The 24,767-nt window shown below is 61.2% G+C and carries 22 protein-coding genes; 3 read left to right on the top strand and 19 right to left on the bottom strand.

Annotation, left to right across the window (positions count from 1 at the left end):
- Window positions 1-4 precede the first annotated feature (4 nt).
- The gene (locus AC07W7_RS22905) at window positions 5-1,234 is read left to right on the top strand and encodes a nucleoside recognition domain-containing protein (RefSeq protein ID WP_076963384.1); all 1,230 of its coding nucleotides are present in this window, start codon (window positions 5-7) and stop codon (window positions 1,232-1,234) included.
- A gap of 92 nt (window positions 1,235-1,326) precedes the next feature.
- On the opposite strand, the gene AC07W7_RS22900 is transcribed toward AC07W7_RS22905, so the two are convergent.
- The 19 genes from AC07W7_RS22900 to AC07W7_RS22810 form a co-directional block, all read right to left on the bottom strand.
- Window positions 1,327-1,938, bottom strand: a complete 612-nt coding sequence (locus AC07W7_RS22900) for an ABC-type transport auxiliary lipoprotein family protein (RefSeq protein ID WP_099169547.1) — start codon at window positions 1,936-1,938, stop codon at window positions 1,327-1,329.
- The gene (locus tag AC07W7_RS22895) at window positions 1,935-2,873 is read right to left on the bottom strand and encodes an MlaD family protein (protein ID WP_076963386.1); all 939 of its coding nucleotides are present in this window, start codon (window positions 2,871-2,873) and stop codon (window positions 1,935-1,937) included. The genes AC07W7_RS22900 and AC07W7_RS22895 overlap by 4 nt, the downstream gene beginning before the upstream one ends.
- 1 nt (window position 2,874) lies before the next feature.
- A complete protein-coding gene (locus AC07W7_RS22890) occupies window positions 2,875-3,678 on the bottom strand; it encodes an ABC transporter ATP-binding protein (protein ID WP_076963387.1) in 804 nt (267 codons plus the stop codon).
- Window positions 3,675-4,823 (bottom strand): MlaE family ABC transporter permease, encoded by a 1,149-nt coding sequence (locus AC07W7_RS22885; RefSeq protein WP_169865807.1) that lies wholly within the window; start codon window positions 4,821-4,823, stop codon window positions 3,675-3,677. The genes AC07W7_RS22890 and AC07W7_RS22885 overlap by 4 nt, the downstream gene beginning before the upstream one ends.
- 55 nt (window positions 4,824-4,878) lie before the next feature.
- Window positions 4,879-5,910 carry a DUF5924 family protein gene (locus AC07W7_RS22880; protein ID WP_169902002.1) on the bottom strand — a complete coding sequence of 344 codons (1,032 nt, stop codon included), beginning with the start codon at window positions 5,908-5,910 and terminating at the stop codon, window positions 4,879-4,881.
- 72 nt (window positions 5,911-5,982) lie between these two features.
- Entirely contained in the window at window positions 5,983-7,365 is a 1,383-nt protein-coding gene (locus tag AC07W7_RS22875; RefSeq protein WP_076963390.1) for a M16 family metallopeptidase, read from the bottom strand.
- A 178-nt stretch (window positions 7,366-7,543) separates the two neighbouring features.
- On the bottom strand, window positions 7,544-9,202 hold the full coding sequence (locus AC07W7_RS22870) for a Na/Pi cotransporter family protein (RefSeq protein WP_495040176.1): 1,659 nt from the start codon (window positions 9,200-9,202) through the stop codon (window positions 7,544-7,546).
- Window positions 9,203-9,412: 210 nt separating this feature from the next.
- Window positions 9,413-10,180: a TerC family protein gene (locus AC07W7_RS22865; protein ID WP_076963392.1), complete on the bottom strand. Its 768-nt coding sequence runs from the start codon at window positions 10,178-10,180 to the stop codon at window positions 9,413-9,415.
- Between the two features lie 65 nt (window positions 10,181-10,245).
- Entirely contained in the window at window positions 10,246-11,553 is a 1,308-nt protein-coding gene (locus tag AC07W7_RS22860) for a CitMHS family transporter (RefSeq protein WP_076963393.1), read from the bottom strand.
- Between the two features lie 412 nt (window positions 11,554-11,965).
- On the bottom strand, window positions 11,966-13,927 hold the full coding sequence (locus AC07W7_RS22855; RefSeq protein ID WP_495040175.1) for a DUF7844 domain-containing protein: 1,962 nt from the start codon (window positions 13,925-13,927) through the stop codon (window positions 11,966-11,968).
- Complete coding sequence (locus AC07W7_RS22850) at window positions 13,924-14,244, bottom strand: DUF2388 domain-containing protein (protein ID WP_099169544.1); 321 nt, start codon at window positions 14,242-14,244, stop codon at window positions 13,924-13,926. The genes AC07W7_RS22855 and AC07W7_RS22850 overlap by 4 nt, the downstream gene beginning before the upstream one ends.
- A 26-nt stretch (window positions 14,245-14,270) precedes the next feature.
- Complete coding sequence (locus tag AC07W7_RS22845) at window positions 14,271-14,579, bottom strand: DUF2388 domain-containing protein (RefSeq protein WP_076963396.1); 309 nt, start codon at window positions 14,577-14,579, stop codon at window positions 14,271-14,273.
- Window positions 14,580-14,663: 84 nt separating this feature from the next.
- Complete coding sequence (locus AC07W7_RS22840; RefSeq protein WP_099169542.1) at window positions 14,664-14,984, bottom strand: DUF2388 domain-containing protein; 321 nt, start codon at window positions 14,982-14,984, stop codon at window positions 14,664-14,666.
- Window positions 14,985-15,286: 302 nt separating this feature from the next.
- Entirely contained in the window at window positions 15,287-15,502 is a 216-nt protein-coding gene (locus AC07W7_RS22835) for a DUF1127 domain-containing protein (RefSeq protein ID WP_076963398.1), read from the bottom strand.
- Window positions 15,503-15,820: 318 nt separating this feature from the next.
- Window positions 15,821-17,314, bottom strand: coding sequence for a succinyl-CoA:acetate CoA-transferase ScpC (gene scpC / locus AC07W7_RS22830; RefSeq protein WP_169897646.1), 1,494 nt, complete (start codon window positions 17,312-17,314; stop codon window positions 15,821-15,823).
- 180 nt (window positions 17,315-17,494) lie between these two features.
- Window positions 17,495-18,931 (bottom strand): NAD(P)(+) transhydrogenase (Re/Si-specific) subunit beta, encoded by a 1,437-nt coding sequence (locus AC07W7_RS22825; protein ID WP_038444899.1) that lies wholly within the window; start codon window positions 18,929-18,931, stop codon window positions 17,495-17,497.
- Window positions 18,931-19,251 (bottom strand): NAD(P) transhydrogenase subunit alpha part 2, encoded by a 321-nt coding sequence (locus AC07W7_RS22820; RefSeq protein WP_003233786.1) that lies wholly within the window; start codon window positions 19,249-19,251, stop codon window positions 18,931-18,933. The genes AC07W7_RS22825 and AC07W7_RS22820 overlap by 1 nt, the downstream gene beginning before the upstream one ends.
- A 15-nt stretch (window positions 19,252-19,266) precedes the next feature.
- Window positions 19,267-20,388, bottom strand: coding sequence for a Re/Si-specific NAD(P)(+) transhydrogenase subunit alpha (locus tag AC07W7_RS22815; RefSeq protein ID WP_076963400.1), 1,122 nt, complete (start codon window positions 20,386-20,388; stop codon window positions 19,267-19,269).
- 455 nt (window positions 20,389-20,843) lie between these two features.
- A complete protein-coding gene (locus tag AC07W7_RS22810) occupies window positions 20,844-21,737 on the bottom strand; it encodes a LysR family transcriptional regulator (RefSeq protein WP_495040174.1) in 894 nt (297 codons plus the stop codon).
- A 157-nt stretch (window positions 21,738-21,894) separates the two neighbouring features.
- Between AC07W7_RS22810 and AC07W7_RS22805 the strand changes: the two genes are divergently transcribed.
- Entirely contained in the window at window positions 21,895-23,076 is a 1,182-nt protein-coding gene (locus tag AC07W7_RS22805; RefSeq protein ID WP_029290432.1) for an acyl-CoA dehydrogenase, read from the top strand.
- A gap of 13 nt (window positions 23,077-23,089) precedes the next feature.
- Window positions 23,090-24,310, top strand: coding sequence for a CaiB/BaiF CoA transferase family protein (locus AC07W7_RS22800; protein ID WP_236309269.1), 1,221 nt, complete (start codon window positions 23,090-23,092; stop codon window positions 24,308-24,310).
- The last annotated feature ends 457 nt before the right edge of the window (window positions 24,311-24,767 follow it).

The raw sequence follows: 24,767 nt of genomic DNA, 5'->3' as shown, positions 1-24,767 counted from the left end.
ACTGATGCTCAATGGCCTGTGGCTTGGCTTCTTTGTCGTGGCAATGGTCTCGGCGCTGGCGCAATGGCTGGTGGGGGGCAATGCCGGGATCTTTGCGGCGATGGTGGAGAGTATCTTCGCCATGGCCAAACTGTCGGTGGAAGTGATGGTGCTGCTGTTCGGCACCTTGACCCTGTGGCTGGGCTTTTTGCGTATCGCCGAGAAGGCCGGGATTGTCGAGTGGCTGGCCAAGGCCCTGGGCCCGCTGTTCCTGCGGCTGATGCCGGAAGTGCCGGCCGGTCACCCGGCCATCGGCCTGATCACCCTCAACTTTGCCGCCAACGGCCTGGGCCTGGATAACGCGGCGACGCCGATCGGCCTCAAGGCCATGAAGGCGCTGCAAGAGCTCAACCCAATCCCCAACACCGCGACCAACGCGCAGATCCTGTTCCTGGTGCTCAACGCGTCCTCCCTGACCCTGCTGCCGGTGACGATCTTTATGTACCGCGCCCAGCAAGGCGCGCCTGACCCGACCCTGGTGTTCCTGCCGATCCTGCTGGCCACCAGCGCCTCGACCCTGGTGGGCCTGCTGTCGGTGGCGCTGATGCAGCGCCTGCGCCTGTGGGACCCGGTGGTGCTGGCGTACCTGATCCCCGGTGCGCTGGTGCTGGGCGGCTTCATGGCTTTGCTGGCCACTCTGTCGGCCACGGCCCTGGCGGGCTTGTCCTCGATCCTCGGCAACCTCACGCTGTTTGGCCTGATCATGCTGTTCTTGCTGATCGGCGCGTTGCGCAAGGTCAAGGTCTACGAAGCGTTTGTCGAAGGCGCCAAAGAGGGCTTCGACGTCGCCAAGAACCTGCTGCCGTACCTGGTGGCGATGCTGTGTGCAGTTGGCGTACTGCGCGCCTCCGGGGCGCTGGAGTTTGGCCTCGAAGGTATTCGCCACCTGGTGGCCTGGACCGGGCTGGACACGCGCTTTGTCGACGCCTTGCCCACGGCGATGGTCAAGCCATTCTCCGGCAGCGCGGCGCGGGCGATGCTGATCGAGACCATGCAGACCCAAGGCGTGGACAGCTTCGCGGCGCTGGTGGCGGCGACGATCCAGGGCAGTACCGAGACCACCTTCTATGTGCTGGCGGTGTACTTTGGCTCGGTGGGCATCCAGCGGGCGCGGCATGCGGTGGGGTGTGCGTTGCTGGCGGAGCTGGCGGGTGTGGTGGCGGCGATTGCGGTTTGCTACTGGTTCTTTGGCTAAGCTTCAGACCGCTATCGCAGGCAAGCCAGCTCCCACATTTGACGGTGTTCACACATCAAAATGTGGGAGCTGGCTTGCCTGCGATGAGGCCCTCAGCGTTTCGGCGCTGCATTGCCCTGCGCCACCACCCAATCCACCACCTGCTTGTTCAACTGATCCCCCGCCAACCCAAACCCGGCCACCACCGCCGGCACCTGGGTATCACTCACCGGCTGGCGCACTTCAAAGCGCTTGGCCGCCACGATCCGCTGGTCACTGCCGCGCACCAGTCGCGCGTCCAGGCGTATCACCACCTCCACTGCCCCGCCCCGGTACTCGCTCTGGAAGGCCTGCAACTGCCCGCCCAGCTCGAAATCCGCCTGCAGGTTGGTGTCATCGGTGCTCAGGAACGCCACCCGGCCATCACGCTGGAAGCCGTCCAGCAGACGGTTGCGCAGCAGCACCGGCGCCGGATCGCTCCAGCGCGACTGGGCATAGCTGCTGATCAAGTCGCCCTGGGGCACTACGGCAATGCGTGGGCTGTCGAGGAATTCACTGGCCTGTGGCTTGGCCAGGCGCAATGACCAGGTGCCCGGGCTGCCATGGGTTGTGGCCTGGGCTGCCGGCAGCCGATAGACGTTGGACGGGTCGGCCTTGGGCAGGATCGAGCAGGCGCTGACCAGGGCCAGGGCCACCGGCAGGATCATTTGGTAAGCACGCTTCATGGCGTGAACTCCTTGTTCTTGTCACTGCCCAGCAGATACCCGCTGGGGTTGGCTTCCAGACGACGGGAAATGGCCCGCAAGGAGCCGAGGGTATCGCGCAGTTCGCGCACGGCCGGCGCCAGTTCGTTGAGGCCCTGCATGCCGCTGTTGAGTGAGTCTTTGTTGTCGCTCAACAGGTTGTTGATGGTCGCGGTACTTTGCTCCAGGGCGTGCATGGCCCCTTGTGCACTGCCGAACATCTGCTTGCCCTGGTCGTTGAGCAGGCCGTTGGCGTTGCGCATCAGTGCGGTGGTCTGCTCCAGGGTGGCACCGGCCTGTTTGCTGACCTGGGCCAGTTGCTGCATCACCACTTTGATATCGCCTCGTTGCTCGGCGATGGCCCCGGTGGTTTGTTCCAGGTGGGCCAGGGTGCTGCTCAGGCGGTCGACGTTATCGGGCGAGAACATGCGATTGGCGTTGTGCAGCAGCAGGTTGATGCTGGTCATCAAGTCGTTGCTGTTGTTCAGCAAGCGGGCAATGGGCGATGGTGAGGCGGTGATCTGCGGCAGTTCGCCGTTCTTGCCCTTGAGCTCGGGGCTTTGTGGGGTGCCGCCGCTGAGCTGGATGATCGAGGTGCCGGTGATGCCGGTCAGCGCCAGCTTGGCCTGGGTGTCTTCCTTGATCGGTGTCTGCCCGGCCAGGCGGATACGCGCCAGTACGCGGCGCGGGTCTTTCGGGTCCAGGCGCAGGCTGGTGACATCGCCCACCTTGATCCCGCTGTACTGCACCGCGCTGCCCTGGGACAGGCCGCTGACCGCTTCGTTGAAGATCACTTCGTAATCCTGGAACGCGCTGTCGACGCTGGACTTGGCCAGCCACAGGCCAAACAGCATGGCGCCGACCACGACGAGCACGCTGAACAGACCGATCATCACATGATGGGCTCGGGTTTCCATGTCATACCTCGTTGAGCTGTTGAGCGGCATCCAATGCCGCGCGGCCCCGGGGGCCATGAAAGTATTCGTGAATCCAGGCGTCGTTCGTTTGCGAGACAACATCGATGGCACCCGCCACCAGTACCTTTTTCTGCGCCAGCACCGCCACACGGTCGGTGATGGTGTAGAGCGTGTCGAGGTCATGGGTGATCAGCAGCACACTCAGGCCCAAGGCATCGCGCAGGGTCAGGATCAGTTGGTCGAACGCCGCCGCCCCGATGGGATCGAGGCCGGCGGTCGGTTCATCGAGAAACAGAATGTCCGGGTCCAGGGCCAGGGCGCGGGCCAGGGCCGCGCGCTTGATCATCCCGCCCGACAGTGACGACGGGTATTTGTCGGCCGCCGACAACGGTAGCCCGGCCAGGGCCAGCTTCACCGCCGCCAGGTGTTCGGCATCGGCGCGGCTCAGGCCGGCATGCTCGATCAGTGGCAGGGCGACGTTTTCCGTGACCGTTAGCGAGGAAAACAGCGCGCCCTTCTGGAACAGCACGCCGAAGCGGCGTTCCACCAGGGAGCGTTCGTGCTCCGACAGGCTTGGCAGGTTCTGCCCGAACACCCGCACCTGGCCTTCACTGGGCCGGCGCAGGCCGATGATGCTGCGCAGCAGCACCGACTTGCCGCTGCCCGAACCGCCCACCACGGCGAGAATTTCGCCCTTGTACAGATCCAGGTCGAGGTTTTCATGCACGCTCTGCGGGCCAAAGCGGTTGCACAGGCCACGCACCTCAATCACCGCCGCGCTGGGCGCTCGCTGTAAACGGCTCACCAGCCCATCTCCATAAAGAACAGTGCGGCCACCGCGTCGAGCACGATCACCACGAAAATCGATTGCACCACCGCGGAGGTGGTGTGGGCGCCGACCGATTCGGCGCTGCCGCTGACCTTGAAGCCTTCCAGGCAGCCAATGGCGGCGATCAGGAACGCGAAGATCGGCGCCTTGACCAGGCCCACCAGCAAATGCTCGACGCCAATGTCCGACTGCAACAGCGAGAGGAACATCGCCGGCGAGATATCCAGGGCCACGGCGCACACCACACCGCCGCCGATAATCCCCGAGATCATGGCGAGGAAGGTCAGCATCGGCAACGCCACCAGCAACGCAAGGACACGGGGCAGCACCAGCAACTCCATGGGGTCCAGGCCCAGGGTGCGGATGGCGTCGATTTCTTCGTTGGCCTTCATCGAGCCGATCTGTGCGGTGAAGGCACTGGCGGTGCGGCCGGCCATCAGGATCGCGGTGAGCAGGACGCCAAACTCCCGCAGGAAGGAAAACGCCACCAAGTCCACGGTAAAAATACTCGCGCCGAAACTTTCCAGCACCGTGGCGCCGAGAAACGCGACCACGGCGCCCACCAGAAAGGTCAGCAAGGCGACGATGGGGGCGGCATCGAGCCCGGTCTGTTCGATATGCGCCACCATCGGCGTCAGGCGCCAGCGCTTGGGCCGGAACACGCCGCGGGCGAGGGTTTCGAGGATCAGGCCGATAAAGCCCAGCAGCTGCATGGCATCTTGCCAGACGGTATCCACCGCGCCGCCGATGCGCGCCAGCAGTTGGATGCCGGCGCTTTCCTGCGGTTCTTTGACCGGCACACAAAAATCATTCAGGGCGCGGTAGACGGTCTTGAGCAGCGCCCGGTCGGCGGCGGGCAGAGTACAGTCGGTTTGTTCGGCGCTGTGCTCGATGCGCTCGGGGCCGAGCAGTTCGACCAGCAGCGAGGCGCCGGCGGTGTCCAGTGCGCCGAGGCCATTGAGGTCGACGCGGGTGTTGGCGTCGTACTGGCCGTCGAGGCTCGCGGACAACCGCTGGAGGGTGCTGTAGTGGGCCAGCGTCCAGTCCCCGGTGACCCGCAGTTGGGGCGGCTGGGTGGACGCGTCCAGATGGGCATTACCTGCCGTTGTGCTACTGGTCATAAGCTCCGAGCTTGTTTGGCTATTCCACAATTGCTATGTAATAGCACGATCTGTCCTACTTTGGCGTGTCCGTTTGCGCTGTGTCAGTGACTTTAAAGCGCAACACGCCGATCACCTGGCCATCTTCGGTCAGCACCCGTACTTGCCAGCGGCCCACGGCATTTGCCGGGAAGTTCTGCTTGTGGGTCCAGGCCCGGTAGCCTTCCTTGCGCCCGCCATGGATATCCAGGGCGATGCGGTCGACCTCTTTGCCGTTGAACTGCCACACATGGTAGATGCGCTCGTCCAGCCCGCGCGGTGCGTTGATCGCGGTGTAGGCGTACAGGCCGTTGCTGCGCAGTTGGCTGGCGCTGACTTCCTTGAGGTCATCGCCGGGGGTGCGGTCCTGCATTTGAGTGCTGATCGCCACTTCGGTCATCCACAGCGTGGCCGGCGGCACCCAGCTGCGCAGGAACCAGCCCGCGCAACCAATCGTCACCGTCACGCCCAGTAGCATCAGCCAACCCTTGAGGCTGCGCAGCGGCAGGCTCACGGCCAGGCTGGGGATCGACAACAGCATCGCCACGCCCAGCGCCAGCTTGTAGCTCTGGGCGGTGGTCAGGTGCAGGATGATCGGCAGCGCGGTGAGCAAGGCGGCAAACAGGGTCAGGGTGTGCAGGGCGAGGAACAGCCAGCGCTTGGGCGCGAGCCATTTGTAGTACAGCGGGTCGGTGATTGAGATGAGCGCGGCGGCGCCCAGCAGGCCGGTGAAAATCGACTGGCTGCTGTTCCAGGTGGTGGTGACAAAAAAGAACGGCAGGACAAAGAACAGGCTTTCCTGATGGATCATCTGTGTGGCGTAGCGCAGCAACGGTTCGGGGATTTCCCGCTTGAAGACCTTGCTGAACAACTGGGTGAAGCTGTTTTCCAGCATCAGCCACAACCAGCTCACCAGCAGGACGATGGCGATCCAGCTGGCCATGCCTTGTTGGCGGTCCACCAGGATAAAGCTGCCCACGCCCGAGATAAAACCGCCGAGTGCGATCACCCCTGGGTAGCGCTTCATCAGTTCGAGGATGCGCTGTATGAAAAGGGTCAGGTTTGGCATTCGACGGTTCGCAGTCTTTGTAGGAAAAAATCCCAGACAGAATAACGTCTTAGCGCTTTGAGTGGCGTGTGATTACGCAATTGCTTTGCGATAACGGCGCACGCCAAGCCAGCCAATGATGATTAGCCCCAGCGCGCCCGCGCTGATCCAGCTTAGGGCATCGTAACTGAGCAGCGGTTTTTCGATGCGCCAGTAGCCGGGCTGGTTGAACAGTTGGCGCATGGCCTGGTTGGCCTGCGCCAGGCTCACGGCCTTGATGCGCTTGGCCGGGTCGCTGAAACGGCCATCGGTGTAGTCGGCCAAGGCGCCCCAATAGTAGTCGGCCAGGGCGCTATTGCCCTGCACGGCCCAGGCCTGGCGGTCGATGGCGGCGTGTTGCAGGCGGTTAAAGGTGGCCCGGTCAAGGCCATCTTCAAGCAACGTGGCCTTGAGGCTTTCGAGGACGTGTTCGGCTTCGGGCAGGCGGTCGCGGTCCAGGTCGGCGTTGAGGCTCATGAAACCCACGCCGCCCAGCACTTCGCGCTCGCTCCACGGGCCATAGGACAGGCCATGCTGCAGGCGTAACTGGCGATACAGCGCCCAATCCAGATAATCCTTGAGCAGGTCGTAGGTGGCATCGTGCTGGTCGTCCAGCATCGGCTCGGGGAACAGCCAGTGCAGTTTGGCGCCATCGCCGACCCAGCCACGGATCAGGTCGCGATGGCTGGCGGCGGTGCCCTGGATTTGCGGTAAGAGGCGATGCTCGCTGGGGTCTACCGGCTCGAGCTGGCCATAGGTGCGTTCCAGATAGGCCGGTAGCAGTTTGTCGAGATCGCCGACGATGATCAGGGTCATGTTGTTGGGGGCGTACCAGTCCTGGCGCACTTTCTCCAGTTGGGCACGGGTCAGGTAGCCGGCTTCGGCGCGCTCGGCGCATTTGAGACCCAGTTCCACCGCCAGTTGGTGGCTGGCGTTATGGCCCAGGTCCTGGCGATCCAACAGGCGTTGCAGGTGCGAATAGTGACCGCCGTCTTCGCGTTCTACCACTTGCTTGGCGGCGTTGATCGCGGCATCGCTCAGTTCGGTACGGGTCAGGATCGCCTTGAGCAGGTCCAGCACCTTGCGTTGGTTGCGCGCGGGTGCCTCGATGACGAAGGTGGTGTCGGCATTGCTGGTGTAGGCGTTCCACTCCCCGCCCAGGGCCTGCATCTGTTCTTCCAGCGCGCCTTCGCCGCCGCCGTCGATGCCGCTGAACAGCAGGTGTTCGAGCAGGTGCGGCAGTTCCTTGTCGGCGCAACTGAAGTCATCCAGGCCCACGCCCACCACCAGACGGATCGCCACATGCCCGCGCTCGGTGCCCGGCTTGAGCAGCACCTGCAGGCCGTTGGGCAGCATATAGCCTTCGACCTGCAGGCGATCAAAGGCAAAGGCGTGGGACGAGCCCAGGAGCAGGCAGGCGAGTAACAGGCGACGCATAACGGGGTTCCTGGCGAGTAATAACGGCTGAAACTGGCTTTTTGTGGGAGCGGGCTTGCCCGCGATGGGGGAGTGTCAGTCAACTGTTTTATCAACTGACCCACCGCAATCGCGGGCAAGCCCGCTCCCACTTTGGTTGGGCGGTGTTTTTAACTGACTCCCCAGGCGGGCGGTTCGTTCAGGGCGAATGGGTGATGTCGGCAATATTGTCCGTGGCCAGCGCCCCGGTTTCGGAAGTTTCCAACACGACATAAGCACTGCTGCAAAACAACGAGTTCAGGCGTTTCATGTCGGCAATCAATTCCAGGTGCAGGGAGCTGGTCTCGATGCTTTGCACGATCTTGCGTTGCAGGCGGCTGACGTGGGCGTGGGCCAGGCGCCGTTCCTGGGCACGGAAGCGGCGCTTCTCGCGCAGGAGTTGGCGGGCGCTTTCCGGGTCGGCGCTGAGGAATACCGACAGGCCCAGGCGCAGGTTGGCGATCAGTTGGCTGTGCAGGTCGGCCAGTTCTTCCAGCCCGACTTCGGAAAACGAGCGACGCTGGGAGGTTTTCTGCTGCTGGACCTTGCGCAGCATGCGCTCGATCAAGTCGCCGGCCAGCTTCAGGTTGATCGACAGCTCGATGATTTCGGCCCAGCGCCGGCTGTCGTGCTCACTGAGGTCTTCCCGGGGCATTTGCGCCAGGTACAGCTTGATCGCGCTGTACAGCGCTTCGACATCATCGCTGAGGCTGCGCATTTGCTGGGTGATGGCGGTCTGTTTGCCGCGCAGCACTTCCAGCATGGCGCTCAGCATATTGTCGATCAGATCGCCCAGGCGCAGGGTCTCCCGCGCGGCGTTGGCCAGGGCCAGGCTCGGGGTGGTCAGCGCCGTGGGGTCGAGATGGCGGGGCTTGGCCAGGCCATTGGCCTCCGGGCGTTCCGGCAGCAGCCAGGCGCACAGGCGTGCCATGGGCCCGATGGTGGGCAGCAGGATCAGGCAGCGGGTGACGTTGTAGAGCAGGTGAAAGGTGATGACCATGCCCTGGGCGCTGTAGTCCAGGGTGTCCATCCACTGCACCAGTGGGTCAAGAACAGGGATGATCAGCAACAGGCCGATCAGCTTGTACAGCAGGCTGCCCAGGGCCACCTGGCGGCCGGCGGCGTTTTGCATGCTGGTGCTGAGGAAGGCCAGCACGCCGCTGCCGATATTGGCCCCGATCACCAGGCCGATGGCCACATGCAGGCCAATCACCCCGGCACCGGCCAGGGTCGCGGTCAGCAGCACGGCGGCCAGGCTGGAGTAGGAGATCATCGCAAACAGCGCGCCCACCAGGGCATCGAGCAGGATGTCGCCGGTCAGCGAGGCAAACAGGACTTTGACGCCCTGGGCATGGGTAATCGGCCCGGCGGCTTCGACGATCAGTTGCAGCGCAAGAATGATCAGCCCCAGGCCGATGCCGACCCGGCCCATCTGCCCGGCGCGTGTCTGTTTGCGCGACAGAAAGAAGATCACCCCGAGAAAGATCAGCAGCGGCGACAGCCACGAAAGATCCAGGGTCAGTACCCGGGCCATCAGCGCCGTACCGACGTCGGCGCCGAGCATGGTCGCCAGGGCGGGCATGAGCCCCATCAGGCCCTGGCCGACAAACGAGGTCACCAGCATCGCCGTGGCGTTGCTGCTTTGCACCATGGCGGTCACCAGGATCCCGGCAATGAACGCCAGCCAGCGCCTGGCCATGTTCTGCCCGATGACTTGGCGCAGGTTGGAACCGTAGACCCGCAGGATGCCGGTACGGACGATGTGCGTGCCCCAGATCAGCAGGGTCACCGCAGAAAGAAGATTGAGCAGGGTCAGCATGCTCGGCCCCCTGTATTGAGTCGTGCTCGATGTAGAGCAAAAAGTGCCGCGTGCCGTTTTGTGTTGTGTACTTAAGCTGTAGTTGGCGAACGGCCTGTGCGCCAGCATCGCATAGCTAAAGTCGGCTTTGAAACAAAACTGTCATGAAATCAGCTTTTTGCGGGCGAAAAAAAGGGGGCTCATAAGAGCCCCCATTCGGTCACTTCGGGTTTATTGACCCGGAATGTCCTTGCGCAGTTTGACTGGATCCTGCTGCTTTTTCTTCTTCGCGACGGCGGTACGCATCTTGATGTTGAACGCTTCTACCGCCAGGGAGAACGCCATGGCGAAGTACACGTAGCCTTTTGGCACATGCACATCGAAGGATTCGGCGATCAGCACGGTACCTACGACCAGCAGGAACGACAGCGCGAGCATTTTCAGCGACGGGTGTTTGTCGATGAACTCGCTGATGGTGCCGGCAGCCAGCATCATCACCAGTACCGCAACGATGATCGCGGCGACCATGACCGGTACGTGGGAAACCATACCCACGGCGGTAATCACCGAGTCCAGGGAGAACACGATGTCGATGATGGCGATCTGGATGATGGTGTAGATGAACTTGCCACCCTTGCCTGTCGGCTCGTCGTGGGTTTCGTCTTCACCTTCCAGAGCGTGGTACATCTCCTGGGAGCTTTTCCACAGCAGGAACAGGCCACCGAAGAATAGGATCAGGTCGCGACCGGAAATACCTTGGCCGGCAACGGTGAACAAATCGGCGGTCAGTTGCATGACCCAGGTGATCGACAGCAGCAACAGGATCCGGGTGATCATGGCCAGGGCCAGGCCGAAGATCCGGGTGCGCGCCTGCATATGCTTGGGCATGCGGCTGACCAGGATCGAAATCATGATGATGTTATCGATGCCCAGGACGATCTCGAGAGCCGTCAAGGTGAAGAAGGCAATCCAGATCTCTGGATTGGTCAGCCATTCCATATGTGTTCCTTTGTGCGAGTGTTAGACCGCGCCGGGGGGGAGGCCGGCGCAGTGAGTTGTTACGATTATAGAGTGCTGAACAGCGGGAATGTGCCCAACAGCAATGCGGCAACCATTATGCACAGGCACACCAAGACTGCCCACTTCAGGGTGAAGCGTTGGTGGTCGCCAAATTCGATACCGGCCAGGGCCACCAGCAGGTAAGTCGATGGCACCAGCGGGCTGAGCAAGTGTACCGGCTGGCCAACAATCGAGGCCCGGCCCATTTCTGCGGCGGTGATGCCGTAGTGGCTGGCAGCTTCGGCCAATACTGGCAGTACGCCGTAGTAGAACGCATCGTTGGACATGAAGAAGGTGAACGGCATGCTCACCAGCGCGGTGATCACCGCCAGGTAAGGGCCCAGGGCCTCGGGGATGACTGCCAGCAGGCTCTTGGACATGGCGTCGACCATGCCGGTACCCGACAGGATGCCGGTGAAGATACCGGCAGCGAAGATCAGGCCGACCACGGCCAGCACGCTGCCCGAGTGGGCGGCAATGCGGTCTTTTTGCTGCTGCAGGCATGGGTAGTTGACGATCATCGCGATACTGAAGGCCACCATGAACAGCACGGGCAGTGGCAGCAGGCCGGCGATCAGGGTGCACATCAGGGTCAGGGTCAGGGCGCCGTTGAACCAGATCAGTTTCGGGCGACGGGCATCCGGGAACTGCGAGACGCTGATTTCGCTATGGTCGATTTCATCGCCTTGCAGGTGCAGCACGCCCAGACGAGCACGCTCGCGCAGGCCGTACATATAGGCAATCACCAGGATCGCCACCACGCCGGCGGCCATGGCCGGGATCATCGGTACGAAAATGTCCGAGGGGTCCACGTGCAGCGCACTGGCGGCACGGGCGGTCGGGCCGCCCCAGGGCGTCATGTTCATTACGCCACCGGCGAGGATGATCAGGCCGGCCATGATCCGTGGGCTCATGCCAATGCGGTTGTACAGCGGCAGCATGGCGGCCACGCAGATCATGTAGGTGGTGGCGCCGTCACCGTCCAGGGACACCACCAGCGCCAGCACGGCCGTACCGACCGAGACTTTCAGCGGGTCGCCCTTGACCAGCTTGAGGATCTTGCGCACGGCCGGGTCGAACAGGCCGGAGTCGATCATCAAGGCAAAGTAGAGGATGGCAAACATCAGCATCACGCCGGTGGGCGCCAGCTTGGTGATGCCTTCGAGCATCATCGGGCCGATCTTCGGCGCAAAGCCACCGAACAGTGCGAACAGGATCGGCACGATGATCAGGGCGATCAGCGCCGACAGGCGCTTGGTCATGATCAGGAACATGAACGTGATGACCATGGCAAAGCCAAGGAAAGTCAGCATAGGAATACTCCAGGCGTAGCGCGGCTAGGGAATGGCGAACCGGGTGGGGTCAGCGCAGAACGAAAAGCGCGAGGCGTACGGGGGGAGTGGGGGGAAACAGGCGGGTACGAACGGACATCAGAATCACCATTGTTGTTGTTAATTGGGCCCCCGGGCATAAAAACGCTCAGGTTGGCCAACCGGTCTATTGCCGGTAGTGAGGGCGATCCTAATCGCGAAAGCTTTCAGCCAGCTTTCGCCGGGTAAACAGGTGATGAACAGATGTTTCGTAGGATTGGTCTGTTTTTGATGTCTGAAACAAGTGGTTAGGCGTGAGGGCGCTATCGCGGGCAGCCCGGCTCCCACATTTGATCGCATTTCAAGTGTGGGAGCGGCGGTGCGACGATTCGACTTGCCCGTGATGCTTTTGATCTTAAGGCAGTTGCAACCCACCAGCCGCCTTGTGCAAGGCCCGCAGGTGTTCGCCAACTTGTTTGAGATTGGCCTCGCAGGCGGCAATTTCCGCCGCCCGCGAAGGCTCCAGCAGCGCCCTCACCTCTTTATCCAGGTCGCCGGTCAACGATTGCAGCTGTTTCTGGCGCGATGCGCTTTCCGACTCCAGGCGCTGCCACTCCTTGGGTTGGGGCAATCCATAGCCGCCGCTGCCGAGCAGTTCCGCCGGGCGACTGAGGAAACCGCTGTTGGCGAGGATCTGCTGCAACGTCGCATCGGCCTTGGCCATGCCGCCGTTCTTCAGCTCGCGGGCACCGAGGTAGCGCTGCTTGACCTCGTCCTGGGCGAGCATCAGCTGTTTGCGAAAGCTCGCCTGTTCCAGCAGCAGCAAGGCGGCGCTGGTGCGCAGGTCAGCCTGGTCGAACCACTGCCTGCGTTGCTCGGCGCTCAAGGCCAGCCAGTCTTCGACCTGGGTCTGGGGGATCGGCAAATGTTTCTTCAGCACCTCGAACATCGCCTGGTAGCGCTCGCGGAAGGAGTCGAAGTGATAGCCCAGGCGCAAGGCTTCGCGGCGGTCATCCAGCACACTGGTGTCGGCCAGCCCGCGGGCCTTGAGCACTTCGAGCAAACCGTTGGGGGTGATGTTGTCCAGGGTGGTCAGTTGCGGGTTGGCGCTGCCACTGCGCAGCAGTTTCAGGCCTTCGACCGCGCAGTTGTTGGAAAGGAAGTAGTAATTGCCGTCGTAGCTCCAGTGCATTTCGGCGGCGTGCTCGACGGTGTCGTTGATTTCCTGGCGCGAGAGGATCAAGGGCACCGATGCCAGGCCGCGCAGTTCGGTCTTGGTGTATTCGTCGATCACCTGGGCCAGGGGCAATACGAACAGGCGTGATGGGTACTTGCCTACCAGCCCGTCCCAGCTCGATAGCTGTACGTCGCCGACGAACGCGCGGTAGGACAACACCAGGTGCTGGTCCAGGTCCAGGCGGCAATCCGGGCCACGGGGCCGGCCCGGGGCACAGATCACCAGGCGCAGCATACTGTGACCCCAGCGGCTTACCAGGTTCTGGTTGGCTTCGGCCAGCAGGTAGTCGATGGCGTACACACGCTCGGGATCGACCTGGCCCAAGGGAGTCTTGGCAAAATCGTTACCGGCATTGAGGAAGGCGAAGGTGTTGGCGCAAGCGTCCTTGGCTGGCGGGGCCCAGCCGAAGTGTTGCTGGTAGTAGCGATACAGCGCAGGACGGCGGCAGGCGTAGCTCGGGTCGAGAAGGAAGTACTCCATGTTGACCGCGACGAACTCCTTGGGGCTGGTGATCTCGTACAGGTCCGGGCTGCGGGCCACTTGCCGGTTGTGTTGCTCGCGCTCGCCACGGCGGCCGACGTATTGCGGCCAGCCTGCCAGGTCAAGCAAGCGCGGGTCGTCGCTGAGGGTGAAGCGCCGGTCATTCTGGCCACGGCATTGATCGGGCAGGCCCACCAGGCCGGTGATGTTGTTCTGGCGGCTGCAGCGCTGGATCAACCCGCGCTGGTCCTTGGGCCACAGGCGCGCACGGTCGTAGATGTGGGTCAGTTCATGCAGCACGGTGGCCAGCAGCTCCCGGCGCACAGTGCCGTGGGGGCGCTGGGTCTGCTGGGTGGCGGCGGTGCCATCGGTAAGGCTGGCCAGTAGCCTGCGGTTGAGGTCCAGTTCGGACACCAGCGACGCCTGGCCATAGGCATTGGCGGGCATGTCGTCGGTCCAGCCGACGTCGATGCGCCGGTCCAACTGCTCGATGAAGCGCGGCGGCAGCGCCTGCATGGCTTCATCGAGCAATGCCTGGCTGGCCTGCTGTTGGGCTGGGCTCAAGCCGTCGGTCTTGAGCCGTAGTTGCAGGCTGGCCTGGGCGGCGCTGCCAGCCAGCAGCAGCGTCGCAGCCAATAGCCAGGCGGTGAAGCGCCTCACAATGCGAGGATGGCTTCGGCGAGAACCTGGTCGCTGGCGTCGCGGGCTTCTGGCACGCGGGTGCGCAGGGTGTCGAAGGCCGCTTCCAGTTGCACGCCGCGGATCTCGCCATGGCTGGCAACAAAGCTGGCAGCGTCATCGTGGGCTGCGCGCACGACTTTCGAGTCGCGGATGGAGGTGGTGGTGTCCGAGGTGAAATCAATGGTGCGGCCGAAGGCACGAACAATGATGTTACTGGTGGCCACGAGGGTTTGTGCCTGGGCGATATCGGCCAGCAGGAACAGGCCGAGAGCAGCTGCGATCAACGGGCGACGCATGGAAAGACTCCAAAAGGTAAAGATGATTATTGGACGAGAATTGCCTGGGCCAGTTCAAGGTCACCGGACTTAAGTTTTGGCTGGGTGCGACGCAGGTAATCCAGTGCGCTTTCCAGCCGGGCGCCCCGCCATTGGCCGTCAGTGGCAATAAATGCGGCAGCGTCATCCTGGGCGGCCAGTAGCACTTTACGATCGAACGGCGCCGAGGTCACTTTGCTGGTGGCATAGGCGCTAGCGACGAGGCCTTGCGTGGACAGGTCAAAGGCCTGGGCCGGACTGGCCCCGCCGATGGCAAGCACTGTGGGAGCAATCAACAAACGGTATGAAAAAGCCATGGGACTCGACAACTGAAAACGAGCGCCAAGGCTAGCGCAATGCCCGGGCGAGAGCCAGCGCGGGCACCCCTAGGCAGGGTCGACTCAGATGGCCAGGATCGCCTGGGCCAGCTGCACATCAGTGGCGCTATTGAGTTGTGGTGCCTGTTGGCGGATCTGCGCCAGGGCGCTTTCCAGCTTCACGCCACGGATGGCGCCTTCGCTGGCGACGAAGCTGGCGGCATCGTCGCGGGCGGCGCGTACGACTTTGTTGTCGCGCAGGGACGATGTGGCATCGGAGCTGGCATCGGACGTGGCTTTGAGCGCGCCAACAATCGAGTCGGTGGTCACGATCAGGCTGGTAGCGCTGGCATTGGCAGCGACGGCAAGCAGGGCGGCAGCGCTCAGCAAACGAAGACGGGACATGGGGTGACTCCTGTATATGAGACGAACTAATGACGAGATAGTAGCTGGCGCCTATCTGTTCGGGTAGTGCGCAATGGGAAGTCGTTGTTTGAAAAGACTATTTGGCGGGGAAAAATCAACCGATCTAAAATTGTACTGGTCAATTTTCATATTTTTATAATTGTACCTATCGATAGATTGGCGCTGATTTCCGACCTCCCAAAAACCACAAAACCCGCCTCCGATTACCCGGGGCGGGTTCTGCTACAACAATTCGGGGTGCTGGCGGTGGACCCGGCAGGTCAGGGCCAGCGGGCGCTAAATCAGCGCCAGAACGGCTTGCTCAGCTCTTCGTAGCGTTGAGCTTCGCTGATCCCGGCATCGGCCAGCAGACGCGAGTCCAGACGAGCCAGTTGATGGCGGCTGGAGATGCGGCGCTGCCACAACATCAGGTTGGCGATAACGCGCAGAGGCAGGGAAGCCTGGGTGTTGACAGCTTTATCTTCGTAGAACAGTTCGGAACTGAGTGTACGTTCCATGATGACATCCTTCCGCTTGTGGCGGGATTAGGTAGTGGTTTAACTGATGCCAATGATCCTCCTCCGACGCAAGACTCTCTAGATACAGTTCACCTGTATTGTGAGGGGCCAGTTAACTGTTTATAGCGGCTGTACTGTACTAAAACGGGGCAACTGTACCTGTAAGCACTTATTTGGTGCGTTTCAGGCATTTGCGCAAACATTTGTAGGGATTTACGGTAGGAAATGACCGGTACAGTAGTACAGTTTTTTGTAATGGTGCCGTGTTCAGATCCAGGCGCATGCAACTGTGTTTGCATCCGCCCGGATCTGTATCTGTCAGCCTTTAAGCATGTGCCCGGTTTCTTCCAGGTTGATGTGCCAGCTCAGGGCTTCACGCAGGATGTGCGGCGTGTGCCCGCCGATGGCGCAGGCGGCGGTGAAGTAGTTATTGAGCGCGTCGCGATAGTCCGGGTGTACGCAGTTGTCGATGATCACCCGGGCGCGCTCCCGTGGCGCCAGGCCACGCAGGTCGGCCAGGCCGATCTCGGTCACGAGGATGTCGACGTCATGCTCGGTATGGTCGACATGGCTGACCATCGGCACCACGCTGGAAATCGCCCCGCCCTTGGCAATGGACTTGGTGACAAAGATCGCCAGGTGCGCGTTGCGGGCGAAATCCCCCGAGCCGCCAATGCCGTTCATCATCCGCGTGCCGCAGATGTGGGTGGAGTTGACGTTGCCGTAGATGTCGAACTCCAGCGCGGTATTGATGCCGATGATGCCCAGGCGCCGCACGACTTCCGGGTGGTTGGAGATTTCCTGCGGACGCAGCACCAGCTTGTCCTTGTAGTGCGCCAGGTTGCCGAACACGTCGGCATTGCGCCGCTCCGACAGGGTGATCGAGCTGCCGGAGGCAAAGCTCAGTTTGCCGGCGTCGATCAGGTCGAAGGTCGAGTCCTGGAGGACTTCGGAGTACATGGTCAGGTCTTCAAACGGCGACTCGATCAGGCCGCACATCACCGCGTTGGCAATGTTACCGATACCGGCTTGCAGCGGGCCGAGCTTGTTGGTCATGCGCCCTGCATCCACTTCCTCCTTGAGGAAGTTGATCAGGTGATTGGCGATCCACTGGGTGTCGCTGTCGGGTGGCGTGACCGTGGAAGCGGAGTCGGCCTGGTTGGTGATGACGATGGCGACGATTTTTTCCGGCGGGATTGGGATCGCGGTGCTGCCGATACGATCATCCACTTTGACCAGCGGGATCGGGGTACGGGTCGGACGGTAGGTCGGGATATAGATGTCGTGCAGGCCTTCCAGATTCGGGTTGTGGGCCAGGTTGATCTCGATGATCACTTGCTTGGCAAAAATCGCGAAGCTGGCCGAGTTGCCCACGGAGGTGGTGGGCACGATATGGCCTTGCTCGGTGATGGCCACGGCTTCGATGACCGCGATATCCGGCAGCTTGAGCTGGTTGTTACGCAACTGTTCGACGGTTTCCGACAGGTGCTGGTCGATAAACATCACTTCGCCAGCATTGATCGCCTTGCGCAGGGTGCTATCGACCTGGAATGGCATGCGGCGCGACAGCACGCCGGCTTCGGTCAGTTGCTTGTCCAGGTCGTTGCCCAGGCTGGCGCCGGTCATCAGGGTGATTTTCAGGGGCGAGGTCTTGGCACGTTCGGCCAGGGCGTGGGGCACGGCCTTGGCTTCACCGGCGCGGGTAAAGCCGCTCATGCCGACGGTCATGCCGTCCTCGATCAGGGCGGCAGCATCGGCGGCGCTCATGACCTTGTTCAACAGCGAAGGCAAGCGGATACGATCACGGTACATGGATTGTTATCTCGGGCAACGGAGGCAAGGTGGGCAGTCTAGTGATTTCAAAGGCGTTCGTCCCGCTACCATGGTCGAATGCCAGGTCGCGATTTAGAGCCTTTGGTCGGGTTTTTCCCGCTAATAAAAAACCCCAGCCTACGGGAGGCCGGGGTTTTGGGTATTGCGCTGGAGCAGTGTTTATTCGACGGCCTTGACCATGTCTTCGATGACCTTCTTGGCATCGCCGAAGACCATCATGGTCTTGTCCAGGTAGAACAGTTCGTTATCCAGGCCGGCATAACCACTGGCCATCGAGCGCTTGTTGACGATGATCGTCTTGGCCTTGAAGGCTTCGAGAATCGGCATGCCGGCAATCGGCGACTTTGGATCGTTCTTGGCGGCCGGGTTGACCACGTCGTTGGCGCCGAGCACCAGCACCACGTCGGCCTGGCCGAACTCGGAGTTGATGTCTTCCATCTCGAACACCTGGTCGTAAGGCACTTCGGCCTCGGCCAGCAGCACGTTCATGTGGCCAGGCATGCGCCCGGCGACCGGGTGGATCGCATACTTCACGGTAACGCCGCGATGGGTCAGCTTCTCGGTCAGCTCCTTGAGTGCATGCTGTGCCCGCGCGACCGCCAGGCCATAGCCCGGCACGATGATCACGGTGTCGGCGTTGGTCAGCAGGAAGGTGGCATCGTCGGCCGAGCCGGATTTCACCGGGCGCGCTTCTTTGGAGCCAGCCGGCCCTGCGGCATCCGGGGTATTGCCGAAGCCGCCGAGCAGCACATTAAAGAACGAGCGATTCATCGCCTTGCACATGATGTACGAGAGGATCGCACCGCTCGAACCTACCAGGGAGCCGGCAATGATCAGCATCGAGTTGTTCAGCGAGAAGCCGATACCCGCCGCCGCCCAGCCGGAATAGCTGTTGAGCATCGAGACGACCACCGGCATGTCGGCGCCGCCAATCGGGATGATGATCAGCACGCCCAGCACGAAGGCCAGGGCCAGCATCAGGGCGAAGGCACTGAGGTTGCCGGTGAACATAAACACCAGGCCCAGGCCCAGGGTGGCCAGGCCCAGCACCAGGTTCAGCTTGTGCTGGCCGCCAAACTGTACCGGTGCGCCCTGGAACAGGCGGAACTTGTACTTGCCCGACAGCTTGCCGAAGGCGATCACCGAACCGGAGAAGGTAATGGCACCAATGGCTGCGCCGAGGAACAGCTCCAGGCGGTTACCCGCAGGAATCGCGTCACCCAGTTGCTTGACGATCCCCAGGGATTGCGGCTCGACCACCGCCGCGATGGCGATAAACACCGCCGCCAGGCCGATCATGCTGTGCATGAAGGCGACCAGCTCCGGCATCTTGGTCATTTCTACGCGCTTGGCCATGATCGAGCCGGCGGTGCCGCCGATCAGCAGGCCGACAATCACGTAGCCGATGCCGGCAGTGGCCAGCTCCGCGCCCAGCTTATAGATGAGGCCCACGGTGGTGAGCACCGCCAGCGCCATGCCGAGCATGCCGAACAGGTTGCCGCGTCGGGACGTGGTTGGGTGCGACAGGCCTTTGAGGGCCTGGATGAAGCAGATCGACGCGATCAGGTAGAGCGTCGTCACGAGGTTCATGCTCATTACTTCTGCACCTCTTCTTTAGCCTTGGGCGCTTTCTTCTTGAACATCTCAAGCATCCTACGGGTAACTAGGAAACCGCCGAATACGTTCACGGCGGCCAGGGCCACGGCCAGGGTGCCCATGGTCTTGCCCAGCGGCGTGACGGTGAGTGCGGCCGCGAGCATGGCGCCAACGATCACAATTGCCGAGATCGCGTTGGTCACGGCCATCAGCGGCGTATGCAGCGCGGGGGTGACGTTCCAGACCACGTGGTAACCGACATAAATCGCCAGCACGAAGATGATCAGGTTGTAGATACCGGGGGAGATAAGCTCTTCCATCGTCTGAATCCCTGCTTAGGCGTTTTTGCGGATGACTTGGCCGTCGCGGCACATCAGGCACGCGGCGACGATGTCGTCTTCGAGGTTGATTTCAAACTGCCCTTCCTTGGTGAAGACCAGCTTCAGGAAGTCCAGCAGGTTGCGCGCATACAGGGCCGAAGCATCGGCAGCGACCGCGCCGGCAAGGTTGGTCGGGCCGCAAATGGTCACGCCGTTTTCTACCACCACCTGGTCGGCGACGGTCAGAGGGCAGTTGCCCCCCTGGGCGGCGGCCAGGTCGATCACCACGGAGCCTGGCTTCATCTGGGCGACGGTTTCGGCGCTCAGCAACGTCGGGGCCTTGCGGCCCGGGATCAGGGCGGTGGTGATGACGATATCGGCTTGCTTGGCGCGCTCATGCACGGCCAGGGCCTGGCGCTGCATCCAACTGGTGGGCATCGGGCGTGCATAGCCGCCGACACCGACGGCGCATTCGCGCTCTTCATCGGTCTCGTAGGGCACGTCGACAAACTTGGCGCCGAGGGATTCGATCTGCTCCTTCACGGCCGGGCGTACGTCGGACGCTTCGATGACCGCACCCAGGCGTTTCGCCGTGGCGATGGCCTGCAGGCCGGCCACGCCAGCACCGAGGATCAGCACGCGAGCGGCTTTCACGGTACCTGCGGCCGTCATCAGCATTGGCATGAAGCGCGGGTAGTGATGGGCCGCCAGCAACACCGCCTTGTAGCCGGCAATGTTGGCTTGGGACGACAGCACATCCAGGCTCTGCGCACGGGAGGTGCGCGGCGCGGCCTCCAGGGCGAAGGCCGTGATGCCATGTTCGGCCAGCCGGGTGATGGTTTCGTTACTGAACGGATTGAGCATGCCCACCAACACGGTGCCGCTTTTAATCAGCGTCAGTTCGCTGTCGCTGGGGGCGACCACCTTGAGAATCAGCTCAGCGCCAAACGCGTCGCCGGCACTGCCAATGGTTGCGCCTGCCGTTTCATAGGCACTGTCGACGACGCTGGCTTTGATGCCAGCACCGCTTTGTACAGTGACCTTATGGCCCTGGCCGATCAGCTTCTTGATGGTTTCCGGGGTTGCAGCAACCCGCGTTTCACCGGTCTGGGTTTCGAGAGGAACACCAATGTGCACGTCAAATCTCCTGCATGATCTTTTTGCTTTTGATTTTTGTAAAAAGGCCAGTGCACCGCGAGTGGCGCAACTGGGGCGGCCGATCAGCACGACCCCGCTGAAATGACAGCAGGGCGCGGCATTTTGCAGGCGAACTTTACGGCCTTCAAGGGATTATGACGGGTGACGAAAAATTAACTACAAGTCACCCTGTGACTGATTGTCGCAATAAGCTGGAATAACCTCTTTAAATACAGGTGTTTAAAGGCTTCTAGCGGGAAAAGACGATTTGCGTAAATTTCGACATGAGTCGCCAGTCATTGGTCGTTAATAAGCGCTGTAGAGCTTGCAGTCATTGGCTTTCAGGCCATTTTTCAGTTGATCGGTACAGTCTGTCTAAAGGCGACATATATTTATATCTGTAGTTTTATTAATTATTTGACTACAGAGTCAGTAATTCGCCGGCCCGCCAGGAATCATTGGCTGTAGCGCTGTGCCTGATCAATCAACCAGTCTCGAAAGGCGTGCAGTGAGGCAGATTCGACCTTTCGCTCGGGAATCATCAGGTAATAGGCCTTGCTGCTGGTCAGCGCCTGCTGGTTGGCAATCACCAGCTGTTTCTCGCCCAGTTCCCGCTGAATAAGGAACGGTGGGATCAGCGCAATCCCCATGTCATGCATGGCCGCCTGGGACAACATGGAGAATAGCTCGTAGCGCGGGCCTGTCATGTCCCGGGGGATATTCAGCTGTTGGGCGTCGAACCATTGGCGCCAGGCGTAGGGCCGCGTGGTTTGCTGCAGCAGTGGCAGCTCGGCGATTTGCCCTGCGCTGAAGTGCGTATGGTTCCCCAGCAGGCGCGGGCTGCAGACGGGGACCGGGTTTTCGCCCATCAGCCGGTGGGATTCGGTGCCGGACCAGTCGGCATCGCCGAAATACACCGCGGCATCGAACTCGGTATCGGCAAACAGGAACGGGCGGGTACGGTTGGTCAGGTTCACCGTGACTTCGGGGTGTTGCTGCTGGAAGTCCTTGAGGCGCGGGATCAGCCACTGCGTACCGAATGTGGGCACTACCGCCAGTTCGATCACATTGGCGCCCTGCTGGCCCATCACTGACAGGGTGTCGCGTTCCACGGCATCCAATTGCATCGCGACCCGCCGGCTATAGGAAAGCCCGGCCTCCGTGAGCTTTACCCCGCGTCGCGAGCGCCGAAACAGCTCGACACTTAAAAACTCCTCAAGGCTGGCGATCTGTCGGCAGATCGCGCCCTGGGTGATAGAAAGTTCTTGCGCGGCCTTGGTAAAGCTCTCGTGGCGGGCGGCTGCTTCAAAACTGACCAGGGCCGTGGTGCTGGGGATTTTCCTATGCATGTACCGTACCCTCACTAATAAAAGGCGGTTTTGCCCTTCTTGATCATCACGGAGTGAGAAATTAGCACAAGGCTATGCAAAAACCTCGTTTGCCCTCTTCGCTGACCCGGCCTAGGCTGCATGCACGACTTTTGATTTACTTCGCGAGGACTCACTCATGGGCGGTAAGGCAAGCTTCAACTGGATCGATCCACTGCTGCTGGATCAACAGCTCACTGAAGAAGAGCGCATGGTGCGCGACAGTGCCGAGCAATTTGCCCAGGACAAGTTGGCGCCGCGTGTGCTTGAAGCCTTCCGTCATGAAAAGACCGATCCTGCGATTTTCCGTGAAATGGGCGAGACCGGCCTGCTGGGCGCCATGATCCCTGAGCAGTACGGTGGCAGTGGCTTGAACTATGTCAGCTACGGCTTGATTGCCCGTGAAGTGGAGCGTGTCGACTCCGGCTACCGCTCGATGATGAGCGTGCAGTCTTCCCTGGTGATGGTGCCGATCAATGAGTTCGGCACCGAAGCGCAAAAACAGAAGTACCTGCCCAAGCTGGCCTCGGGTGAGTGGATTGGTTGTTTCGGTCTGACCGAGCCCAACCACGGTTCGGACCCGGGCGCGATGATTACCCGTGCGCGCAAGGTGGATGGCGGCTATAGCCTGACCGGCAGCAAAATGTGGATCACCAACAGCCCGATTGCCGATGTGTTTGTGGTCTGGGGCAAGGACGATGCGGGCGACATCCGTGGTTTTGTCCTGGAGAAGGGCTGGAAAGGCCTGAGTGCACCGGCGATTCACGGCAAGGTCGGCTTGCGTGCTTCGATTACCGGCGAAATCGTCATGGATAACGTGTTCGTTCCCGAAGAGAACATCTTCCCCGATGTGCGTGGCTTGAAAGGCCCGTTCACCTGCCTGAACTCGGCCCGCTACGGCATCTCCTGGGGCGCCTTGGGGGCAGCGGAGTTCTGTTGGCACACGGCGCGCCAGTACACCCTCGATCGCCAGCAGTTCGGGCGCCCACTGGCTGCCACACAGTTGATCCAGAAAAAGCTCGCCGATATGCAGACCGAAATCACCCTCGCCCTACAAGGTTGCCTGCGCCTGGGCCGGATGAAAGATGAAGGGACGGCGGCGGTGGAGATCACGTCGATCATGAAGCGCAATTCCTGCGGCAAGTCCCTGGATATCGCGCGCATGGCCCGCGACATGCTCGGTGGCAATGGTATCTCCGACGAGTTCGGGATTGCCCGGCACCTGGTCAACCTGGAAGTGGTGAATACCTACGAAGGCACGCATGACGTCCATGCGCTCATCCTCGGGCGCGCCCAGACCGGTATCCAGGCGTTCTATTAATAGGAGTGTGGCCATGGGCGCGCTATCGCATCTGCGGGTACTGGATTTGTCACGGGTGCTGGCGGGGCCCTGGGCCGGACAGATTCTTGCCGACCTCGGCGCTGAGGTGATCAAGGTCGAGCGGCCTGGCAGTGGCGACGATACCCGCGCCTGGGGGCCGCCCTTCCTTAAGGATGCTTATGGTCAGAACACCAGTGAAGCGTCCTACTACTTATCGGCCAATCGTAATAAAGAGTCGGTGACTATCGACTTCACCCGGCCGGAGGGGCAGAAGCTGGTCCGCGACCTGGCGGCGAAGTCGGATATCTTGATCGAGAACTTCAAGGTCGGCGGCTTGGCCGCGTATGGCCTGGACTATGAATCGCTCAGGGAGATCAACCCAGAGCTGATTTATTGCTCTATCACCGGGTTTGGCCAGACGGGGCCGTATGCGGCGCGGGCTGGCTATGACTTCATGATCCAGGGATTGGGCGGGTTGATGAGCCTGACGGGGCGCCCCGAGGGGGATGAGGGTGAAGGTCCGGTCAAGGTGGGTGTAGCGCTGACCGATATTTTGACCGGGCTTTACTCCACGGTGGCGATTCTGGCGGCTATGGCGCACCGCGATCATGATGGTGGTGGCCAGCATATCGATATGGCGTTGCTGGATGTCCAGGTGGCCTGTCTGGCCAATCAGGCGATGAATTACCTGACGACTGGGGTATCCCCCAAGCGGTTGGGTAATGCGCATCCGAATATCGTGCCCTATCAGGACTTTCCTACGGCTGACGGCGATTTCATCCTGACCGTGGGCAATGACAGTCAGTTTCGCAAGTTTGCCCAGGTCGCTGGGCAGCCGCAGTGGGCCGATGATCCGCGGTTTGCCACTAATAAGCTGCGGGTGGCCAATCGGGCGGTGCTTATTCCATTGGTTCGCCAGGCCACGGTGTTCAAGACCACTGCTGAGTGGGTGGCCCAGCTGGAGCAGGTGGGTGTGCCCTGTGGGCCGATCAATGACTTGGCGCAGGTGTTTGCCGATCCTCAGGTGCAGGCGCGTGGTCTGGCGATAGAGTTGCCTCACCCGCTGGCGGGCAAGGTGCCTCAGGTGGGGAGCCCTATGCGGTTGTCCAAGACGCCGGTGGAGTATCGCAGTGCGCCTCCTCTCCTGGGCGAGCATACGGCCCAGGTTCTTAGCCAGGTGCTGGGGCTGGGGGCGGGCCATGTAGCCGCTTTAAAGGAGGCGGGGGTCATTTGAGGTGTTTCTTCTATATAGAAGGGGTTTTTATATAGAAGAACTGGTTGTTTTTTAATCGATCGTAAGTAATTGATAGAAAAGCAAAATTAAGGGTTGACGGCAGATCCTGGAGGTCTATAATTCGCCCCACTTCCGGCGCAGTCGAAACGGAAAACTCCTTGGTAAACAAAGAGTTACGCAGAATTCGACAGCGAGTTGCTTCAGTCCATCGAAGCCCAGAAGGAGTTGGTAGAGCAATGTTGTTTGGCTCTATTAACGTTTCGATCCTCTCGGTCGAAAGCGGAGAAAAAGAGGTGTTGACAGCAGCGTGTAACGCTGTAGAATTCGCCTCCCGCTAACGAGAGATCGGAAGCGCAAGTGGTTGAAGTTGTTGAGGAAAACCTCGAAAACTTCTGAAAATAATCACTTGACAGCAAATGAGGCTGCTGTAGAATGCGCGCCTCGGTTGAGACGAAAG

The sequence above is a fragment of the Pseudomonas sp. GW821-FHT01D09 genome, from assembly GCF_059422465.1.
Note: the sequence above shows the minus strand (reverse complement) of the source record. Positions and strands in the feature narration are given on the sequence as shown.